This is a genomic window from Candidatus Villigracilis sp., assembly GCF_057083605.1.
The window spans coordinates 1-19,052 of record NZ_JBXMTI010000156.1; the positions used below are offsets into that span (position 1 = coordinate 1).

A 19,052-nucleotide genomic window follows, 5' to 3' on the forward strand; every position below is an offset into this window, starting at 1 on the left:
AGCTTTTGCCTGTACCTCCTGCACCAAAGACAGAAATTTGCAAATAACCATGTCTTACCCAAAAAGCTATCTTTTTGGCAAAACCTTTTATCGTATTCCTGTTTTTATATGCATAATAAGCATATTCTGCTATCTTCTTTGCAAGTTCGGCTTCTATAAACATCTATACCTCCCTACTGGGGCGGACATTTTAGGATAGCTCAAGTATATACTACATGGAACTGAACTGCAATCATGAAGTTCAGAAGGAATTATATAAATCAGAACCTTCTTCTGTGTTGTATAGAATGTATTCACTTGATGTATCAAATCTTAAGCTCTTATCCTACGGTATAATCCCTTCGCTTCATAAATCCGAATCCCGAATAGCGAATATCGAATGACGAACTCCTCTTTTCAAGAAATTATCCTCAAACTACAAGACTTCTGGGCATCGCGCGGATGTCTGATCACACAGCCTTACTACACCCAGGTGGGCGCAGGGACGATGAACCCTGCCACCTTCCTGCGCGTGCTCGGACCCGAGCCGTGGAACGTGGCATATGTTGAGCCGTCTGTGCGGCCCGACGACGGGCGTTACGGCGAGAACCCCAACCGTTTTCAATTACATACACAATATCAAGTCATCCTTAAGCCCGACCCTGGCAATCCGCAGGAACTTTACCTCGAGTCGCTCAAAGCGCTCGGCATCGACCCGCGCCAGCACGACATCCGCTTCGTGGAGGACAACTGGGAACAGCCCGCCATCTCCGCGTGGGGCTTGGGTTGGGAGGTCTGGCTCGATGGGCAGGAGATCACGCAGTTCACCTACTTCCAGCAGATGGGCGGCGTGGCGCTCGACCCCGTCTCGGTCGAGATCACCTACGGGCTTGAACGCATCCTCATCGCGCTCAACAATGCCAAAGCCATCTGGAACGAAGAATACGGCGCAGGCGTCACCTACGGCGAGATCCGCCATCAGGAAGAGTTCGAACATTCCAAATATTATTTCGAGACCGCCGACGTCGAACGCGTCCGCGCCATGTACGACCTCTTCTCCGCCGAAGCCGATGCCTGTCTCGCGGCGGGACTCATCGTCCCTGCGCATGATTATGTTTTGAAATGCTCTCATTCATTTAATATTCTCGATACGCGTGGCGCGATCAGTGTTGCTGAAAGACAGGCATTCTTTAGAAGGATAAGAGAATTGGCGAAGGGTGTGGCGTTGGCTTATGGGGAGCAGAGGAAGGCGTTGGAATATCCACTTCTCAAAGAGAGTCAAACGTCAAACGTCAAACGTCAAGTCATCGATGGACGTTCGACCTTTGACCTTCAACCTTCGACATTTGTTTTAGAAATCGGTGTCGAAGAACTACCCGCGGACGATGTTGACTCCGCTTACGACCAACTCAGCCAGCGGATTCCGACTCTGCTTAAGGAACTTTATCTTGACCACGGAAATATCCGCATCTTTACAACCCCGAGGCGGATCGTGCTTTCTATTGACTCTCTCTCCCCGAATCAGCCTGACCGCGAAGACCTCGTCAAAGGTCCACCCGCGGATAAGGCTTTCGATAAAAACGGAATCGCGTCACCTGCTGCGATGGGTTTTGCCAAGAAGAACGGTGTGGATACCAAAGACCTCGAAATCCGCGAACAGGATGGCGGTAAGTATGTTTTTGCTGTCGTCAAACAGAAAGGACGTTCAACTCCTGAAGTCCTGGCTGAAGCATTGCCCAAGTTAGTGGAGAGCATCAAGTTTGAAAAATCAATGAGATGGAATGAATCAGGTGTAGCATTCTCCCGTCCCATCCGCTGGTATGTGGCATTGCTTGGTGATATGGTCATTCCGTTTGAATACGCTGGAGTTGTTTCAGGTAATATTTCTCGTGGCTTGCGCCCGTACGATTCTCCTGAACTCAAAATCCCTTCCGCAGATAAATATTTTGATGTGATCCGTGAAGCGGGGATTGTGCTTGATAAAGAAGAACGCAAAGCTTCCATCGTTGAACAGGTCAAACAGGCAGCAGCTCTCGTCGGTGGTGAGGCTATTATTGATGATGATCTATTGAATGAAGTTACAAACCTGATCGAAATGCCGACAGCTGTGATGGGTGGATTTGACAAAGAATATTTGACCCTGCCGCGCGATGTGCTCATTTCAGTCATGAAGAAACATCAACGATATTTTCCCGTCACCAAAAATGGTCCATCGTCCATGGTCGGCGGTCTTCTTCCTCATTTCATTGCCATCCGCAACGGCGACGACGTCCATGTGGACACCGTCCGCGAAGGGAATGAACACGTTCTCGGCGCGCGCTTTGCGGATGCGAATTTCTTCGTGCGTGAAGACATTAAGAATCCCCTTGAATATTATCGCGCACAACTTTCTGGCCTCACCTTCCACACCAAACTCGGCTCGATGCTGGATAAGTCCACGCGCATTGAGAATCTGGTCAACGAATTGATTCCGATGTTGAAACTGGAAAAAGATGAAGCCGTCTTTGCCCGCCGCGCTGCACATTTAGCCAAAGCGGATTTGGTGACTCAAATGGTCACTGAAATGACCTCACTGCAGGGCATCATCGGACGTGAATACGCATTACGAAGCGGCGAACAAAACGATGTTGCCATTGCGATTGGCGAGCAATATCAACCTGTGCCGCAGACTAAAGTTGGCCTTGCCATTGCACTCGCTGATAGACTCGACTCGTTGGTCGGCCTCTTCGCCGCGGGACTCGCTCCCACGGGCGCGAAAGATCCATTCGGCCTGCGCCGCGCTGCCATCGGTGTTGTCCAGCCGTTGATCGAACATGATATTGATTTTGATCTCGCGGACGCTGTAAAGAAATCTGGCAAGACTCAACCCATCACAGTCAGTGATGAAGTGCAGCAGCAAATTTTGGATTTCATCACTGGACGATTGTCAGTTGTGCTAAAGGACATGGGGTACAAGCATGATGTCGTCGAGGCTGTGCTTGCGGCGCAATCAAACAATCCTGCGGGAACGGTGCGGGCGGTGAAGCAGTTGTCCGCGTGGGTAGAGCGCGAGGATTGGTCATCCATTTTGGACGGCTTTGCAAGATGCGTCCGCATTACACGTGACCAAAAAGAGACATTCATGGTCAACGAAAAAGCCTTTGTGGATAAAGAAGAACGCGATTTGTATAAAGCGATTCAATCGTCCGTTGTCCATCGTCCATCGTCTGTTGACGAATTTCTCAAGATCGTCACCAAACTCATTCCTTCGATCACCGCCTTCTTCGATAAAGTGCTGGTGATGGCGGAGGATAAGAAGGTGAAGGAAAACAGGCTTGGACTGCTGCAACAAATCGCGGCCCTTTCAAACGGGATCGCGGACCTGAGCAGGCTCGAAGGGTTCTAAAATAAAGGATGTGACCACCTGGTCACATCCTTTTCGATTACCCGTCCGGGATTTAATATGAAAACATATAGAAATTCGATTAGATTTGCTGTAGAATAGGGATGAATTTCAGGTGCATAGAACCAAACCAGACGATGGGGTAAAAAATTCAAGGTCTGTCTATGAAGAAGTAATCACCTGCTCTGCTTTACTTAATGGTCGAAAGAACATGATAAATTCCAGTTACGCCGATCGCATTATTGAAATGTTCCCGGGAGAAATTCGCCTGATTTACCAGGCGAAATCTGGCGACGCCAATGCATTCGTCGAACTTTATGATTCGCATGTTGAGCGTGTTTATCGGTATATTCATTTTTTAGTGCCGAATAACAGCGTTGCTGAGGGGCTTACCTTTCAGGTATTCTGCAAGGCCTGGGAGCAATTTGATCGTTATCAGATGCTGGGCATATCTTTTATTGGGTGGCTTTATTTAGTTGCGCGAAATCAAGTGGGTGCTTACTCTCGTTCCCATAAAAACCATGCCGCTCCCGATAATGAATTTACATTGGCCGCCAGAGGTGGTGCCTTTAGGGAGGAAATTCAAGCTATTCGCGATGCCCTGAAATTTTTAACAGCAGATCAGCAACACGTTCTGATCTTGAAATTTGTTGCTGGTCTGCCAGATAGAAACATTGCACGCTTAATAACAAAGCGTGAGGAAGACGTTCGCGTTTTCCTGATGCATTCATTGTATGCGCTTACCGACCACTTGATAAAAGCGGATTCGAGAACAATTACGAGAGGCTTTCGACGAATCCTCGAAGATTGCCTGATGAGGATCGCAAGCGACGCATCTACACTGGATGAATGCCTGGCGCGTTACCCATCATATGCTGCCCAACTGGAACCGCTTCTTGAAACGGCCCTCCATTTAGATCTCGGGCGTGATGTAAAACCTCTATCCACTTTCAATGCTTATACCCATGATGCTTTAATCCATTACTTGCGCTCTCATCCGCGCCGACAGCAACGAACGTTTGTTGTTATACCCACCATGCGGCGCACAGCATTGACCTTTGCCGTACTGGTTGCGGCCCTTCTTGTCACTGGCACAGCCTATGCTCAGTCCGCTTTGCCGGGTGACACATTTTATACCTGGAAACGAACAAGCGAGCAAATCTGGTATGCCGTATCCCCTGACCCGGTCAGCACGGACATTATTCTTGCCGAACGCCGCCTCGATGAGTGGATTGCGGTTGCAGATGACCCAGCATTCAACACCAGCGCGATGAACGATTATGAGGACGCGGTATCCAAATTGGAATCCACGGAAGATGTGGGGACCCTTACCCTGATTGCGTCTGCACTCCAAGGACACCAGAAGTCATTAAAGAGTGCTGGCTTGTCCAGCCCTGAATTGGATAATTATCTGATCAAGGTATCGGCTCTGCTTCCTGATATTATCCACCCTGAAGATGGGTTTGTAGAAGTTTTACCAACGGTAACAGCAGTTTCACCAACAAATACTGCAACGGGTATTGTGGCTGATAGTTGTGCCCTAAATTGCGAGAATAACAAGGACAACAATTCATTTGCGGCTGGGCTGCATGATAACAACGGCCTTGGACCGGATGATAACCCTGGCCTTGGGCCGAACGATAACCCTGGCCTTGGACCGAATGATAACCCTGGCCTTGGGCCGAATGATAACCCTGGACTTGGACCGAATGATAACCCTGGGCTTGGGCAAGATGAAAACAATGGGGCTGATCCGGATAATAATGGTAAAGGTCATTAGTTATCCAACCATAGCTGCTGCTCAAACGGCAGCACAGGCTTGAGCAAGCGGGAAGGTTTCTAGGATCGAAGAGATGGGTTGAACCCCGTCTCTTTTTATTAGCTCAACTTACGCACTTGGCCGTGATTCCCTCCTGAAGGACATCGAGACGATGTGAGCGGAGCGAAGGGTCTCTACCCCCGAAATCAGAGATTCTTCGCTTCGCTCAGAATGACACTGCGTAAGGTGAGTTATTAGAAAAAACTAATTTCAGATTAATCCATATAAGACCTAAATCGTTATAATTTATTTAAAGTTCTTTGTGGGGAATAGGAGTCGTACGATTCTTGCATAGCACTCAAGGCTTCATCATTCATTTAACATCTGATCAAAAAGCCCATTTCAACCAGGCAATAGACCACAAGGAGAATAAACATGTCCAAGCCAACCATACGATTTGTTGTTGCCATGCTGATAAGCCTTGGCGTTATTGCGGTTTCAGCCCCCAGTGTCCAGGCTAGGCTGGGAAGCATTCTGCAAAAAGAAGATGCGAAAAGTGCAAGTGTTCATGTTCTTGCGGCCGACCAGGTTTTTGGGCGAGCTCGTTACTTCCAGTCTGATTCTTATTTCAAAGACTCATACCACGAGTGCGGATCAGAAGACCCAACCGTAGATTATTAGGGTTTCTATCCGATCCATTATGCCTTCTTCGATAAGGTGTTGGTGATGTTGTAGAACAAGTTGACAACTTGTCCTATCGTATTGCGGATCTCAAAAAACGCTCTCCCATAATCAGGAGAGCGTTTGCTTATCTATAGGGAAATTGCCTTAAACAAAGCCGTGCTAACACCGTTATTATTAATGACTGTGAGAAACATCCAAAAGGCTTACAAAGACCCACCACTGCCGGATGAAGCTCGCCTTGTGCAGAAAGCCAAATCTGGTGATTCTGAGGCATTCGCTCAACTCTACGATGCCTATATTGAACGCGTCTATCGCTACATCTTTTTTCGCATATCGGATGATGCCGCCACGGAAGACCTTGTTTCGCAGGTCTTTCTAAAGGCATGGCAAAACCTCGATCATTACAAGATGGGCAATTCACCATTCATAGCCTGGCTGTACACAATTGCAAAAAATCTTGTAATCGATCATTATCGTGCGAAGAAAGAACTAATACCTCTGGAAGCTGCCGCTGCCCTTCCATCCGATATGGATGGCCCGGATGAAGAAACGCAGACTCGTTTTGATCTCCAGGCCCTGCGGGCGGCGCTTCAATTTTTGAGCGAAGACCAGCAACAGGTTTTGATCTTGAAATATATTGCTGAATTGCCAAACGAACATATCGCGAGGATCATGAACAAACGTGAAGGTACGGTTCGCGGCCTGCAAATGCGCGCCCTGCGAAACCTTGCAAAGCATATGGAAGAGAAGGAATTGATATGACCGATTTTGAAAAGGTTTTAGATGAATGCCTGAGCGACATCGAAGGCGGCGCTTCAAACGTGGACCAATGTCTGATTCGCCACCCCGAACATGCCCAGCGTCTGAAACCGATTTTGCTCGCCAACGCATATCTCGAACGCGGACGTGAATTGCGGCCCTCCAGCGCATTCAAGGCCCGAGTCCGCGCAAAATTGACTCAGCAGATGCAGGCACATCCACGGAAACATCGGCAATTCGATTTCACATTTATGCGGCTTGCCGCCAGCCTTGCCATCATTGTGCTGGCTCTTCTAATCACAGGGACTGTGTATGCTCAAAGCGCTTTGCCTGGCGAAACCCTGTATGCCTGGAAGCTTGCAAGTGAAAACACATGGCGAGTCATTTCACCTGACCCTGTTGGAACAGATATCGCAATTGCAGAGCGCAGGGTAAATGAACTAATTGTCATTGGCGATGATTCGGCACTTTACTCTCAGGTGCTGAAAATGTACCTGGAAGTTATAGCCAGGCTGAAGTCCGAGATGGATGCGGAGAATGAAGCGCGCATCCTCATGGTGCTGGATTCACAAACCCAGAAACTGAATCAATCTGAGATTCTGATTGAAGAACCGATTCAGACTCCTCTATTGACCCCAGAGCTTCCTGAAATCCTTCCAACCGAATTGCCGCAGATCATCCCAACGATCCAGATTCCATCTTTAATTCCTTAATGCATTCCTTAGTGTCATGTCGTTGCGAGGAGGGCCCTTGCACTTTCTGACGACACTTGCGCCGCGCGCCAGTGCGGTGAGCAATCCCCGACTCGACGAGGAGATTGTTTCGGGCGAAGAACAAGAACGCCCTCGCAACGACATTTGCTGTTAGGAGAATTACTTAAACAAAACCAGACCTTCTCCGTTATACAAAATGAAGAGCCCAAAAGCTCTATTCAAATCCTATTGGTAACGGAGGTTTACGATGACTAAGTTTTTTGCTCAACTATTGCTCTCGGCCATGATCGGCCTTGGCGCGGCTGTAGGGTTCAACGCTGATCTGAAAGAAGATTTGGCTGGAACCTGGGCCGAGGCTAAAGCCTTTGCTCATGAAACGGCCCAGGCGATGCTTGAGACCGTCGCGAGTGCTGACGTGAACGTCGGCGCTTCTGCTGAAGGCAATGCGGAAGTCGGAGCTTCGGCCAACGCTGAAACAGGTGTTGATTCAAACGTGGATCTCAACCTGCTTTTCGACAAAGTTGGTGAAGCAGTCTCGAATATCGGCGTAGATGGTTCCGTATCCGCTGAATCTGAAACCGAGGCAGGCGCAGAGTCAAACGATGCAAGCCTGAATCTGGGAAGCAAGATCGAATCGATCCTGGGCTTCAGCATTGGCTTCGGAGAATAGTTGACCATTCTCCTCTCTGGGGCAGTCTGCGGACTGCCCCTTTTTTGTTTAACATCTCACCCTATCCGCCCGAAGGACATCGGGACGATGTGAGCGGAGCGGACACATGCACCGCGTTGCGGATGCAGTGCGGTGAGGGTCTCTACTTTTGAAATACGAGATGTTTCGCTACGCTCAACATGACACTGTGTAGGGTGAGAAAAGAGACACAAGAATTTTAGTATGGACTGAGTCCCGTACTTTTTTGTGATTTGCTATTCTGTCAAACCAAGCCTATAATTCACCCACCTAAAAGCTAATTGCCAAAAGCTAAATGCCAATAGCCAGCAGCCAACCATGTCCACCCTTGATGAGATCAAATCCAAAATAGATATTGTAGACCTCGTGTCTGAGGCGGGTGTTAAACTGCGCCATGCGGGCAAGAACTATACGGGGTTCTGTCCATTCCACGATAACAAGCGTTCGCCTGCCTTTGTAGTCTGGCCCGAGTCTGGGACATGGCGTTGCTTTGGCGCCTGCAATGAGGGCGGCGATATTTTCAAGTTCGTCATGAAACGTGAGGGGATCGATTTCAAGGATGCTCTGCGAAAATTAGCTGACCGTGCAGGCGTGCAATTACAGGAACTTCAACGCGAAACACCAGAAATCAAAGAAGCCTATGAACATCTGCGTAAATTGCTTGAAGATGCGGTTGTTTTTTATAGAACTCAGCTTTTCAATAACAACACGGTCCTCACTTATCTGCGTGAAAAACGCGGATTAACAGACGCCACTATCGAAGCCTTTGGCCTGGGATATGCGCCGAGCGGTTACGACAATACTCTGAAACACTTCACACAGCGCGGTTATTCTGAACAAGATTTGATCGATGTAGGTTTGCTCACAGACCGTGAAGATGGCAAGCACTACGATAAATTTAGAAACCGCATCATGATTCCCATCCGCGATGAGAATGGGAAGATGGCGGGCTTTGGCGCGCGCATTGTTGACCCGAATGATATTCCCAAATTCCTCAACTCACCCGAAACGCCGATCTTTTCAAAGGGACGGTTGCTCTATGGACTTGACCGCGCCCGCAAGCCGATCCGCGCGGCGGACCAGGCTGTGATCGTGGAAGGCTATCTGGATGTGATTGCTTTGCATCAGGCGGGGTATGAGAATGTCGTCTCGCCGATGGGCACAGCTTTAACAGAAGATCAATTGCGTTTACTCAAACGTTCCACGCGTAGGATTGTGCTGGCGCTTGACCCCGATGTGGCGGGCCAAAAAGCCGTTCTGCGCGGACTTGATGCCGCACGTTCAGCGATGGATCGCGAGGGTGAACTTGGATTCGATGCACGCGGCTTATTAAAAAATGAAGCCCGTCTGCAAGCCGACCTGCGTGTAGCGACTATCCCCGATGACTTAGACCCTGATGAAATTGTGGCGCGTGATAAAGATGAATGGAAGCGCATTATTGAAGGCGCGAAACCCATCGTGACGCATGTAATGGACTCGCTTGCGGCTGGTCAGAATTTGAACGATGCAAAGGTCAAAAATCAAATTGCCATACAGGTACTTCCATTAATTGAAGACTTGCCTAATCCTGCCGAACGAGATACATATCGGCAACAGTTGGAACGTTTGCTGAAGCTGGTGGAAGGTACATTATTCGGCACACAGGCTCAAGGTCCAGTAATGAGGCGCAGGCCTCGGGTGGCGAGTCAAAGCCCAAAAACGGATGCGCCGCTGGTGGCGGTCAACCCCAGGTTGAAAGTCGAATCTTATTGTTTGGGTGTATTATTCCGTAAGCCCGAATTGTTATATCGCCTGGATCGAAAATTGCAGGAGTTCGGTTTGAGCCCGTTGGCGGCGGAGGACTTCGAGTATACTGACCATCAGTTGTTGTTTGATGTGGTGCGCTTGGCGGTGCAGCAGGATGAGAAGGAACATCAGAATTATATGATGAGCCATTTGCCCGAAACGATGACCACGCTTTCACAGGAATTGCTGGCGCAGACGGAAAATCTCGAACCCGTTGAAGATCGATTGCTCGAGGAATTGCTGGCGCGCTTTTTGGATCTGCGCCGCGCTCACGCGATGATCAATGTGAATCAGATACGGTTTTTGCAGGAGGATGAACAACAGCAGGGTGGTACAAATATCAAGATGTACCAGGAACAGGCGATACAATTTACACGCCTGCTCCATAGTCTGGACCAGGCCAAACGAAGGATATCTTCAAGGCGATAGGCGTAATGTTTTATGTTACGGTGACACAGCCAAGTTGGGAAGGGAGACCAATGACTGCAAAACGCAAACCGAAAACAAAACTGAAAGCCAAAGAAAAAACAAAACAAAGTCCTAAAACAAAGAATAGGGCGGTAACACACAAGGTAAAACCGCAGGCAGCAGCGTTCTCCATGGGAGCGGTGGTCGAATCTTTGAATAGTGATAAAGAATCGGTGCTGGATTTTGTATTGGATGAAGCCATCGAACCTGATGAATCCCTGCTCATACAACAGGATGAAGATCTTGATGATGTCCTGCCGCTCCATTCGCACGAAGTTGCGGCTGAACTTTCTGAAGACCCTGTGCGATTGTATCTGCGCGAGATTGGGCTTGTCAAACTACTTAATTCTGACAGTGAGTTTCGGCTTGCCACAATTATCGAAGCGGATCGGCTGATTGGCACGCTTCGCAAATTGAAGCCGCGCAAAGGCAGTTCGCCGGCCCAATCCATTTATCATCCGCTCGTTTCCGATATGCTCACCTCGTGGGAACGTTTGGTCGAGGATGCCAAACGGCTTGACCATGATCCCCCCAACCTTGTATTGCTGGTCGCAGAATCTCAGACCCTTCACGCAGGTTGGGAATTTGATTCCCCGTCTTATTTACGCGCCTATCTGGATAACGGCCATTGGGGTGTTGACCATCTTTGGGATGGACTTGCCCGACATGCCTACAGCGTCTTTCTCAGCCTGTATCTGTTTCCGTTCATTTTTGCTGAGTGGCTTCTGCCGCACGTCCGCGACCATAATACTTTTCCTGCCCAACGTACGCTCTTTCGTAACCTGCCAGATGAAGAAGAATTATTCAAAGAAATGGATGCAGTTCATGCGCGCGCAGTGGATGCAAACCAGGCGCTCATCCGCGCGAATTTGAGGCTGGTGGTCAGCGTTGCCAAGCGTTATCTCGGGCGAGGCATTTCCTTCCTCGACCTAATTCAAGAGGGGAATATGGGTTTGCTGCGCGCCATTGGAAAATTCGATCCGCGGCGCGGGTTTAAATTCAGCACCTACGCAACCTGGTGGATCCGCCAATCGATTAATCGATCCATTGCGGAGCAGGCGCGCACGATACGCATCCCAGTCCATTTGTTTGAATCCATTTCACGCATCTTGCGCGCGCAGAGACAACTGACCCAAACCCTGGGGCGTGAACCAACGAATAGCGAGCTTGCGCTTGAAGTAGGTTATCTTTCTGCATCTGATGTGCAGGCCATCCTGCGTGCTCACTCAGAAAATAAATCGGTCAACCCTGAAATGCAGGAGCGGCTTGATATCGCCTCTCAAAAAGTGACTCGTGTGCTTCGTTCAGCCGAGGAACCTGTTTCCCTGGAAGGCCCGGTGGGGGATGAGGACTCCAGTTCACTGGGTGACTTCATTGAAGATGAAGACGCGCCCTCCCCAATGGACGCTGCCGCGCGTGAGATGCTGCGTGAACAGGTGAACCACGCGCTTGCTTCGCTTTCAGAACGCGAGCGTGAAGTGTTGGAATTACGCTTTGGTCTAAAAGACGGCAAGGAACACACCCTCGAAGAGGTGAGCCGCTATTTCGACGTGACCCGCGAACGCATTCGCCAGATCGAGGCCAAGGCTCTGCGGAAGATGCGTCACCCGGCGAGGAGCCGCGAGTTGAGGGATTATTTAGGAGATTAATAAGAGACAGGCGCCTTAAAGGTGACTGTCTCTTTTTGCAATTGAAATGCAAATCAAGAGGGGATATTTTTTGAAAATCCACATTATTTACCCCATTATGACAATTATCACCATTTTTGTGAAATGTGGCACTTTTTCTAGCCTGTCAAAAACTCTTATGATATACTACGCCGAACGTGCCAGATTTCACGCATCAATGAGGTGTACATCATGTTGGTTGAATATATTGCCATCGCGGTGATGATCGCGGTAGCCACTTTGATCGCTTTTATTGCAATTGGGCTGGGGGAATTGTTCGGACCGAAGAAAAAATCAGCAGCAAAAGATATGCCGTATGAATCGGGCATGAACCCATACGGCGAAGGGACGCGGCGCATGCCTGTCCGCTTTTATCTTATCGCTGTGCTGTTCATCCTGTTTGATATAGAAGTAGTATTCTTCCTGCCGTGGGCCATCGCCTTTCGTCAACTTGGGATCTTCGGCTTGATCGAGATGGTGGTCTTTATCGTCATCCTTCTTATTGGTTATGTGTATGCATGGAAGAAAGGAGCACTTGAATGGGAGTAGAGCAAAAGCTTGGAAATATGGGTGTGGTCACCACCACGCTTGAGACGATGGTCAATTGGTCGCGTACCAATGCCATGTGGCCGATGTTGTTTGGCCTGGCCTGCTGCGCGATTGAGATGATGTCTGCGCAGGCTTCAGATTATGATATGAGCCGCTTTGGTATGGAATTGATGCGTGCCAGCCCGCGCCAATCTGACTTGATGATCGTGGCGGGACGCGTCTCGAAGAAAATGGGGCCCGTACTGCGCCGTTTATATGACCAGATGCCCGAGCCGAAATGGGTGATCGCCATGGGTGATTGCGCCTCCTGCGGCGGTGTCTTCAATAACTATGCCATCTTTCAAGGTGTGGATGAAGTCGTCCCTGTGGATGTGTACGTGGCGGGCTGTCCGCCCCGCCCTGAGGCGTTGATCCATGGCGTGCTCACTGTGTATGAAAAAGTGAAGGGTGAGAAGTTTAAGGATCTGGCGAATACTTAATGTCGTTGCGAGGAGGGCACCCTTCCCGACGAAGCAAACTCCTTATTAGCGGGAGATTGCTTCGGGCAAAGAACAAGTGCGCCCTCGCAATGACATGGTGAAGACTATGGATAAAAAACTCGAACCAATTGTAAAAGCAGTGCAGAACAAATTCAACGCGACGCTTGAAGAGTTTCGCGATGAAGTGCATTTGTTCGTCAAGCCTGAGCAGATCGTGGGTACGTTGACTCTTTTGCGCGATGAACATAACTTTGAATTACTCTCGGCGTTAACTGCGGTGGATTATTATCCGCAAACGACGCCGCGTTTTCATGTCATCTATCAGTTGACGTCGATTGCGAAAAATTTGTCAGTGCAGGTCAGGGTCCCAGTAAACGGGAGCAGCCCCAAGGTCCCGACTGCGACGCGTGTTTATAACGTCGCAAACTGGCGTGAACGCGAATTGCTGGATATGTTTGGCATCGAATTCGAAGGTCATCCTGATCCGCGCCGCATCTTGATGCCAGAGGGAACAGAGGGGCATCCACTCCGAAAGGATTTTCCGCTCGGCTATGAAGAACCGCAGTTCACTTTTAACTTTGAAGATATAGACCTGCGCAAGCCGTACGCAAAGGAATAATTATGAGCCAGATTGAAGAAGTCAATATCGATCAGTTCAAACATCTTGTTTCAGCGCGCGCATTGACAGGCGAGACCATGCTCCTGAACATGGGCCCTCAGCATCCGTCCACGCATGGCGTGTTGCGTCTGCTGCTAGAATTGGATGGCGAGATCGTGGTTAATTGTGTTCCCGATATCGGTTATTTGCACACGGGCATCGAAAAGAACATGGAAGCCAAGACCTATCAGAAGGCCGAAGTGATGACCGACCGCCTTGATTACATGAACCCGATTGGCAACAACCTGGCTTATGTGATGGCGGTTGAGAAATTGGTGGATGTGGATGTGCCCGCGCGTGCGCAGGCATTACGAGTGATCCTGGTTGAGTTACAGCGCATCGCTTCGCATCTTGTGTGGCTTGGTACTTCGGGCCTGGACCTCGGCGCAATGTCCATGTTCCTGTATTGTTTCCGTGAGCGCGAAGTGATCCTCGATATTTTCGAGTTGGTTTCGGGTCAGCGCATGATGACGACTTACATTCGCCCGGGCGGTTTGTGGCGCGATGTGCCGGTTGAATTTGAAACGGCCGTGCGCGATTTCATTAAGATTTTCCCGAAGCGCATTGATGAATATGAAGCCTTGTTGACGAAGAACCCGCTCTTTATTGACCGTATGGTTGCTATCGGCTACCTGAACAAAGAGACGGCTCTTTCCTACGGGGTAACTGGTCCTACACTACGAGCCTCAGGCGTCGATTGGGATTTGCGCAAGGCGCGCCCATATTGTGGATATGAACAATATGACTTCCATGTGCCCGTCCGCACAGAAGGCGATACGTACGCGCGTTATTTGGTGCGCATCGATGAATTGCGTGAGTCTTTGAAGATCGTAGAGCAGGCAATGAATAAATTGCCAATGGGAGCTGTGCGTTCCGAGAATCGAAAATTTGTCCCGCCGCCGCGCTCGGAATTGGGTGTGAGCATGGAGGCGCTGATCCATCACTTTAAGTTATGGACGGAGGGTTTTCTTGCGCCGAAAGCTTCCATATATAGCGCAGTTGAATCGCCGCGTGGTGAGTTGGGTGTCCTGCTTGAAGGGGATGGCGGCCCCAAGCCTTTGCGCGTTCATATGCGCACCCCATCCTTTGATAACCTGGCCGTGCTCCCAGAGATCGTAAAGGGGCATTTAGTGGCCGACCTTGTTGCCATCCTGGCTTCCATTGACATCGTCCTCGGAGATATTGACAGATGAGCCTTGAGAAAACCTATCCGAAGGAAGTAAAACAAATCTTATCGAAATACCCACCTGAGCATAAACGCTCGGCGGTCATGCCGCTACTATACCTTGCCCAGCGCGAGGAAGGTTACATTACCAAATCTGCCATGCAGGATATTGCGCAGATGCTGGAGATCACTGAAACAGATGTGGCTTCGATTGTCGGCTTCTACACTTTGTACCATGATAAAAAGGCCGGCAAATACCGTATGCAAGTCTGCACAGATATGCCCTGTGCCTTGCGCGGCGCGGATGAATTCCTCGATAACCTGTGCGGCAACCTAGGCATCAAAGTTGGAGAAACCACCGCCGACGGTTTGATCACACTCGAATCAGTAATGTGCCTCGCTGCATGTGACAAAGCGCCCATGTTCCAAACTCAGGGGCCGGACGGCATCAACTACCACGAACTGATGACAGTGGACCGCACCATGGAATTGATCGAAGCGCTTAAGCATTCGGATAAGGAGGCAAAATAATGCCTCACATCCTTTTACGCCACCGTGATATTCCAGAAATAAACAGGGTCGACGTCTATAAAAAGAATGGCGGCTTTGCTGCCTTCAAAAAAGCCGTGACGAAAATGAAACCCACCGAAGTAACGGATGTAGTTAAAGCATCCAACCTGCGTGGGCGTGGCGGCGCGGGTTTTCCCACTGGTATGAAGTGGGCCTTCATTGATAATAAGAATTGGCCGCATTATGTCGTTGCCAACGCAGATGAATCTGAACCAGGCACATTTAAAGACCGCGAGATCATGGAGGGGAATCCCCTTCAGTTTTTAGAAGGACTTGCCCTTGCCAGTTACGCAGTCGGCGCGAATGTGGCATATGTGTATTTGCGCGGTGAGTTCTGGCAGTTAGCCGACTTCCTCGATGAAAAAATTGCAGAGATGGAAAAGGCCGGTTATCTTGGTGACAAGCTTTTCGGAACCGAGTATTCTCTGAAAATTTATACCCATCTTGGTGCAGGCGCTTACATCTGTGGCGAAGAGACAGCTCTGCTTGAATCCCTCGAAGGCAAACGTGGACAGCCTCGTGTGCGTCCGCCTTTCCCGCCTTCATATGGCCTCTATGGCAAGCCGACCATCATCAACAATGTGGAGACCTTCGCCAACGTTCCATTGATTCTCGCGAATGGCGCAGATTGGTACAAGTCTATGGGCACGCTGGATAGTGCAGGAGTGAAGATTTTTTCACTCTCTGGCCGCGTACGCAAACCAGGCAACTATGAACTGCCTTTTGGCACAACCTTCCGCCAGTTGATCTATGAACATGCTGGCGGTGTTCAGGAAGGCCGACCCGTCAAGGCGATCATGCCTGCGGGCGCTTCCTCCTCCATGATCGTTGTGGATGACAAGGTGCTGGATACGCCGATGGATTATGCCACCGTGCGTACGCTTGGCGCGGACCTTGGGTCTGCCTCCATCATTGTGCTGGATGACACCGTCAACCTGGATTGGGTGCTTAACAAGACGATCCATTTCTTCAAGCATGAGTCTTGCGGCAAATGCACGCCTTGCCGTGAAGGTACATATTGGATGCAAAACCTTACGCAGCGTATCCATTCTGGTCAGGGATCAAAGGACGATGTAGATTTGCTTTTGAATGTCGCCAAGCAAATGCAGGGTACGTGTTTATGTGCTCTGGGTGAATTTTCCACGATGGCTGTGGTGACCGGTATTGAAAGATTCCCGCAGGATTTTAAAAAAGCGGTGAAAGCATAACCAAAAACGTAATGCGTAATCCGTAATTTACGAATCGCGAATTACGGATTAATGCGGAGCATTCATGACGAAACAAGTTACTCTTACAATAAATGGAACCCAAGTGACCGTGCCCGAGGGTACGCTAGTTGCGGATGCGGCAAAGATGGTGGATGTCGACATCCCTGTTTTTTGTCACCATCCCAAGCTTGAGCCCGTTGGTATGTGCCGCATGTGTCTGGTTGAAATCGGCAGGCCCATGCTCGACCGCTCCACCGGCCAGGTTGTGATGGAAAACGGCCAGCCCAAGATCCAATTCATGCCCAAGCTTGAAACGGCCTGCACTAATCGCGTTTCAGAGGGCATGGTTGTTATGACTCTTACTGACAAGGCGAAAAACGGTCAGAAGGGCACTGTTGAATTTTTGCTGACTTCACATCCCCTGGACTGCCCGATCTGCGATAAGGGTGGCGAATGCCCATTGCAAAACCTGACCATGCAATTTGGTCCAGGAAAGAGCCGCTTCATCTATGACGAGAAACTGCATCTCGCAAAACAGTTTCCACTTGGCGAATTGATCGTGCTGGATCGCGAGCGCTGCATCCAGTGTGCGCGCTGCATCCGCTTTCAGGATGAAGTCGCGGGCGAAGCCGTGCTCGGTTTCGATGACCGTGGACGAGGCACCCAGATCGTTTCATTATCTGACCCCGGGTTTGATTCTGTTTTCTCAGGCAATACCACCGATATCTGCCCCGTCGGCGCGTTGACCACTACGGACTTCCGCTTTGGTGCCCGCCCGTGGGAATTAAATGCGCAGGCTTCCATTTGTACGCAATGCCCGGTGGGATGCAATACCACGCTCAACACGCGCCGTGAAGCCAAAGCAGGCGGTGACATTGTAGTAAAGCGCGTTATGCCACGCCAGAACGAAGAAGTGAATGAGATCTGGTTGTGTGACAAGGGACGCTTTGCCCATCATTACACTGAGAGCAAAAAACGCCTCGTCAAACCCCTGATCCGAAAAGATGAAAAACTTGCGCGCGCTTCATGGGATGCTGCAACAAAATTAGCGGCGCAGAATTTCACCTCTGCCAAAAAGAATTTTGTGGTGCTGGCTTCTGGCCGTTTGGCGAATGAAGATTTGTTCAACCTCAAGTCGCTGGCGGATCATGCAGATGGCACAGCCATTTTGTATTCCGATATGGGTGGCGGTGACTTGACACAGTTGGTGGGTGTGGGTGCCGGCACGAATATCGGCAAAATGGGCAGGGGTGATGCAATTCTTGTGGTTGCATCCGATCTATATGAAGAGGCCCCCATTTGGTGGCTGCGCGTAAAGCAAGCCGCAGATCGCGGCGCGACCCTGATCGTGGCGAATCCGCGTGAGACCAAATTGGATAAATTCGCAAAATTCACCATCCGTTATGCGTATGGTGATGAAGTTAAAACCATTGGTGATTTTAGCAAGAAGAGCAAGATATCTGATGAATTTGCAAAAGCCAAGAATGCCATAGTATTCTATGGCAGTGAGGGATTGGGCTTGAACGGCTCATCCACTCTGGCTTCTGCCTGCGCCTCCTTATTAAAAGAAACAGATCACATTGGCAGACCAAACAACGGTTTGATCGGCATCTGGCAGAGAGCCAATGACCAGGGTGCGTGGGAAGTTGGTTTCCGCCCCGTGCCTGATCTGGAGAAGGCGCTCAAAGGAAAAGCAGTTTATATCGTGGGTGCTGACCCTGTGGGTGATGACCCCAACCTGGCGAAAGCCTTGAAGGGTGCCAAGTTTGTGGCTGTGCAGGATATTCTTGAAACGGCCACAACTGAAATGGCGGATGTAGTCTTCCCTGCGCAGGCTTACACTGAACGTGAAGGCACATATACTTCAGGTGAACGCCGTGTTCAACGGTTTTATGCGGCTGTGCCACCAAAGGGCGATTCAAAACCCGATTATGCGATCACCTCCCAGGTTGCCAAACAAATGGGCGTCATTCTTGAAGGTTCATCGGTTTCGGTGGTGTTTGATATCCTGGCCAGCTCCATTGATGCGATGAGTGAATTAAGTTACGCAAAACTTGCCGAGGTGCATGGTCAATGGCCGATTGTTGGGCGCGGTGACTTGTATTACGGCGGCACAACTTATGAGAACACACAGGGCTTGGGTGTGCAGCTCCTCCCGATGGCTCAGGCCGGGGGAACAGTGCGCATTCCAAAGGTCAGAAAAGAAGCGGCTCTTCGTCCTAAAGAAAAGGAATTGATCGCTGTACCGGTCAACAAGTTATATGATCGCGGCGTGACCATTAATCCCGCGCAATTGCTGGATGAACGCGTGGGCGAAACCACTGTGGCGTTGCACCCGACTACGGCGAAGAAAATGGGATTGATGGCTGGCACGCGGGTCAAGATCAGTTTCGATGGTGTGAACGGTGAGGCTTTGCTAAAGACGGATGATACGATTTCAACAGGCGTGGTGTTGGTGCCGCGCAGTATGGGCATTGCGATCCGCGAGCCTGTGGCCGCGCGTGTCCTGACGCGCAGCTTGTCAGGGAAGGTGAAATAA

At 49.9% G+C, this 19,052-nt stretch carries 15 protein-coding genes; all 15 read left to right on the forward strand.

Annotation, left to right across the window (positions count from 1 at the left end; all coding sequences use genetic code 11):
* The first annotated feature begins 379 nt into the window (after positions 1 to 379).
* A complete protein-coding gene (gene glyS, locus AC14M5_RS22795; protein WP_484032023.1) occupies positions 380 to 3,364 on the forward strand; it encodes a glycine--tRNA ligase subunit beta in 2,985 nt (994 codons plus the stop codon).
* 208 nt (positions 3,365 to 3,572) lie between these two features.
* Positions 3,573 to 5,141 (forward strand): sigma-70 family RNA polymerase sigma factor, encoded by a 1,569-nt coding sequence (locus AC14M5_RS22800; RefSeq protein ID WP_484032024.1) that lies wholly within the window; start codon positions 3,573 to 3,575, stop codon positions 5,139 to 5,141.
* Between the two features lie 414 nt (positions 5,142 to 5,555).
* Positions 5,556 to 5,801 (forward strand): hypothetical protein, encoded by a 246-nt coding sequence (locus AC14M5_RS22805; RefSeq protein WP_484032025.1) that lies wholly within the window; start codon positions 5,556 to 5,558, stop codon positions 5,799 to 5,801.
* 123 nt (positions 5,802 to 5,924) lie between these two features.
* A complete protein-coding gene (locus AC14M5_RS22810) occupies positions 5,925 to 6,566 on the forward strand; it encodes an RNA polymerase sigma factor (RefSeq protein ID WP_484032026.1) in 642 nt (213 codons plus the stop codon).
* Positions 6,563 to 7,276: a hypothetical protein gene (locus tag AC14M5_RS22815; protein WP_484032027.1), complete on the forward strand. Its 714-nt coding sequence runs from the start codon at positions 6,563 to 6,565 to the stop codon at positions 7,274 to 7,276. Before AC14M5_RS22810 ends, AC14M5_RS22815 begins: the two co-directional genes overlap by 4 nt.
* 247 nt (positions 7,277 to 7,523) lie before the next feature.
* Positions 7,524 to 7,946 (forward strand): hypothetical protein, encoded by a 423-nt coding sequence (locus tag AC14M5_RS22820; protein ID WP_484032028.1) that lies wholly within the window; start codon positions 7,524 to 7,526, stop codon positions 7,944 to 7,946.
* A 336-nt stretch (positions 7,947 to 8,282) separates the two neighbouring features.
* Positions 8,283 to 10,178: a DNA primase gene (dnaG, locus tag AC14M5_RS22825; protein ID WP_484032029.1), complete on the forward strand. Its 1,896-nt coding sequence runs from the start codon at positions 8,283 to 8,285 to the stop codon at positions 10,176 to 10,178.
* A gap of 50 nt (positions 10,179 to 10,228) precedes the next feature.
* Positions 10,229 to 11,866, forward strand: coding sequence for a sigma-70 family RNA polymerase sigma factor (locus AC14M5_RS22830; RefSeq protein WP_484032030.1), 1,638 nt, complete (start codon positions 10,229 to 10,231; stop codon positions 11,864 to 11,866).
* Between the two features lie 210 nt (positions 11,867 to 12,076).
* Positions 12,077 to 12,433 carry an NADH-quinone oxidoreductase subunit A gene (locus AC14M5_RS22835; protein WP_484032031.1) on the forward strand — a complete coding sequence of 119 codons (357 nt, stop codon included), beginning with the start codon at positions 12,077 to 12,079 and terminating at the stop codon, positions 12,431 to 12,433.
* Positions 12,424 to 12,912 (forward strand): NADH-quinone oxidoreductase subunit B, encoded by a 489-nt coding sequence (locus tag AC14M5_RS22840; RefSeq protein ID WP_484032032.1) that lies wholly within the window; start codon positions 12,424 to 12,426, stop codon positions 12,910 to 12,912. Before AC14M5_RS22835 ends, AC14M5_RS22840 begins: the two co-directional genes overlap by 10 nt.
* 106 nt (positions 12,913 to 13,018) lie before the next feature.
* The gene (locus AC14M5_RS22845; RefSeq protein WP_484032033.1) at positions 13,019 to 13,531 is read left to right on the forward strand and encodes an NADH-quinone oxidoreductase subunit C; all 513 of its coding nucleotides are present in this window, start codon (positions 13,019 to 13,021) and stop codon (positions 13,529 to 13,531) included.
* Between the two features lie 77 nt (positions 13,532 to 13,608).
* Positions 13,609 to 14,763 carry an NADH dehydrogenase (quinone) subunit D gene (nuoD, locus tag AC14M5_RS22850; protein WP_484032053.1) on the forward strand — a complete coding sequence of 385 codons (1,155 nt, stop codon included), beginning with the start codon at positions 13,609 to 13,611 and terminating at the stop codon, positions 14,761 to 14,763.
* Positions 14,760 to 15,266 (forward strand): complex I 24 kDa subunit family protein, encoded by a 507-nt coding sequence (locus tag AC14M5_RS22855; protein ID WP_484032034.1) that lies wholly within the window; start codon positions 14,760 to 14,762, stop codon positions 15,264 to 15,266. The genes nuoD and AC14M5_RS22855 overlap by 4 nt, the downstream gene beginning before the upstream one ends.
* Entirely contained in the window at positions 15,266 to 16,513 is a 1,248-nt protein-coding gene (gene nuoF, locus AC14M5_RS22860) for an NADH-quinone oxidoreductase subunit NuoF (protein WP_484032035.1), read from the forward strand. The genes AC14M5_RS22855 and nuoF overlap by 1 nt, the downstream gene beginning before the upstream one ends.
* A 64-nt stretch (positions 16,514 to 16,577) precedes the next feature.
* A complete protein-coding gene (gene nuoG, locus AC14M5_RS22865; protein WP_484032036.1) occupies positions 16,578 to 19,052 on the forward strand; it encodes an NADH-quinone oxidoreductase subunit NuoG in 2,475 nt (824 codons plus the stop codon).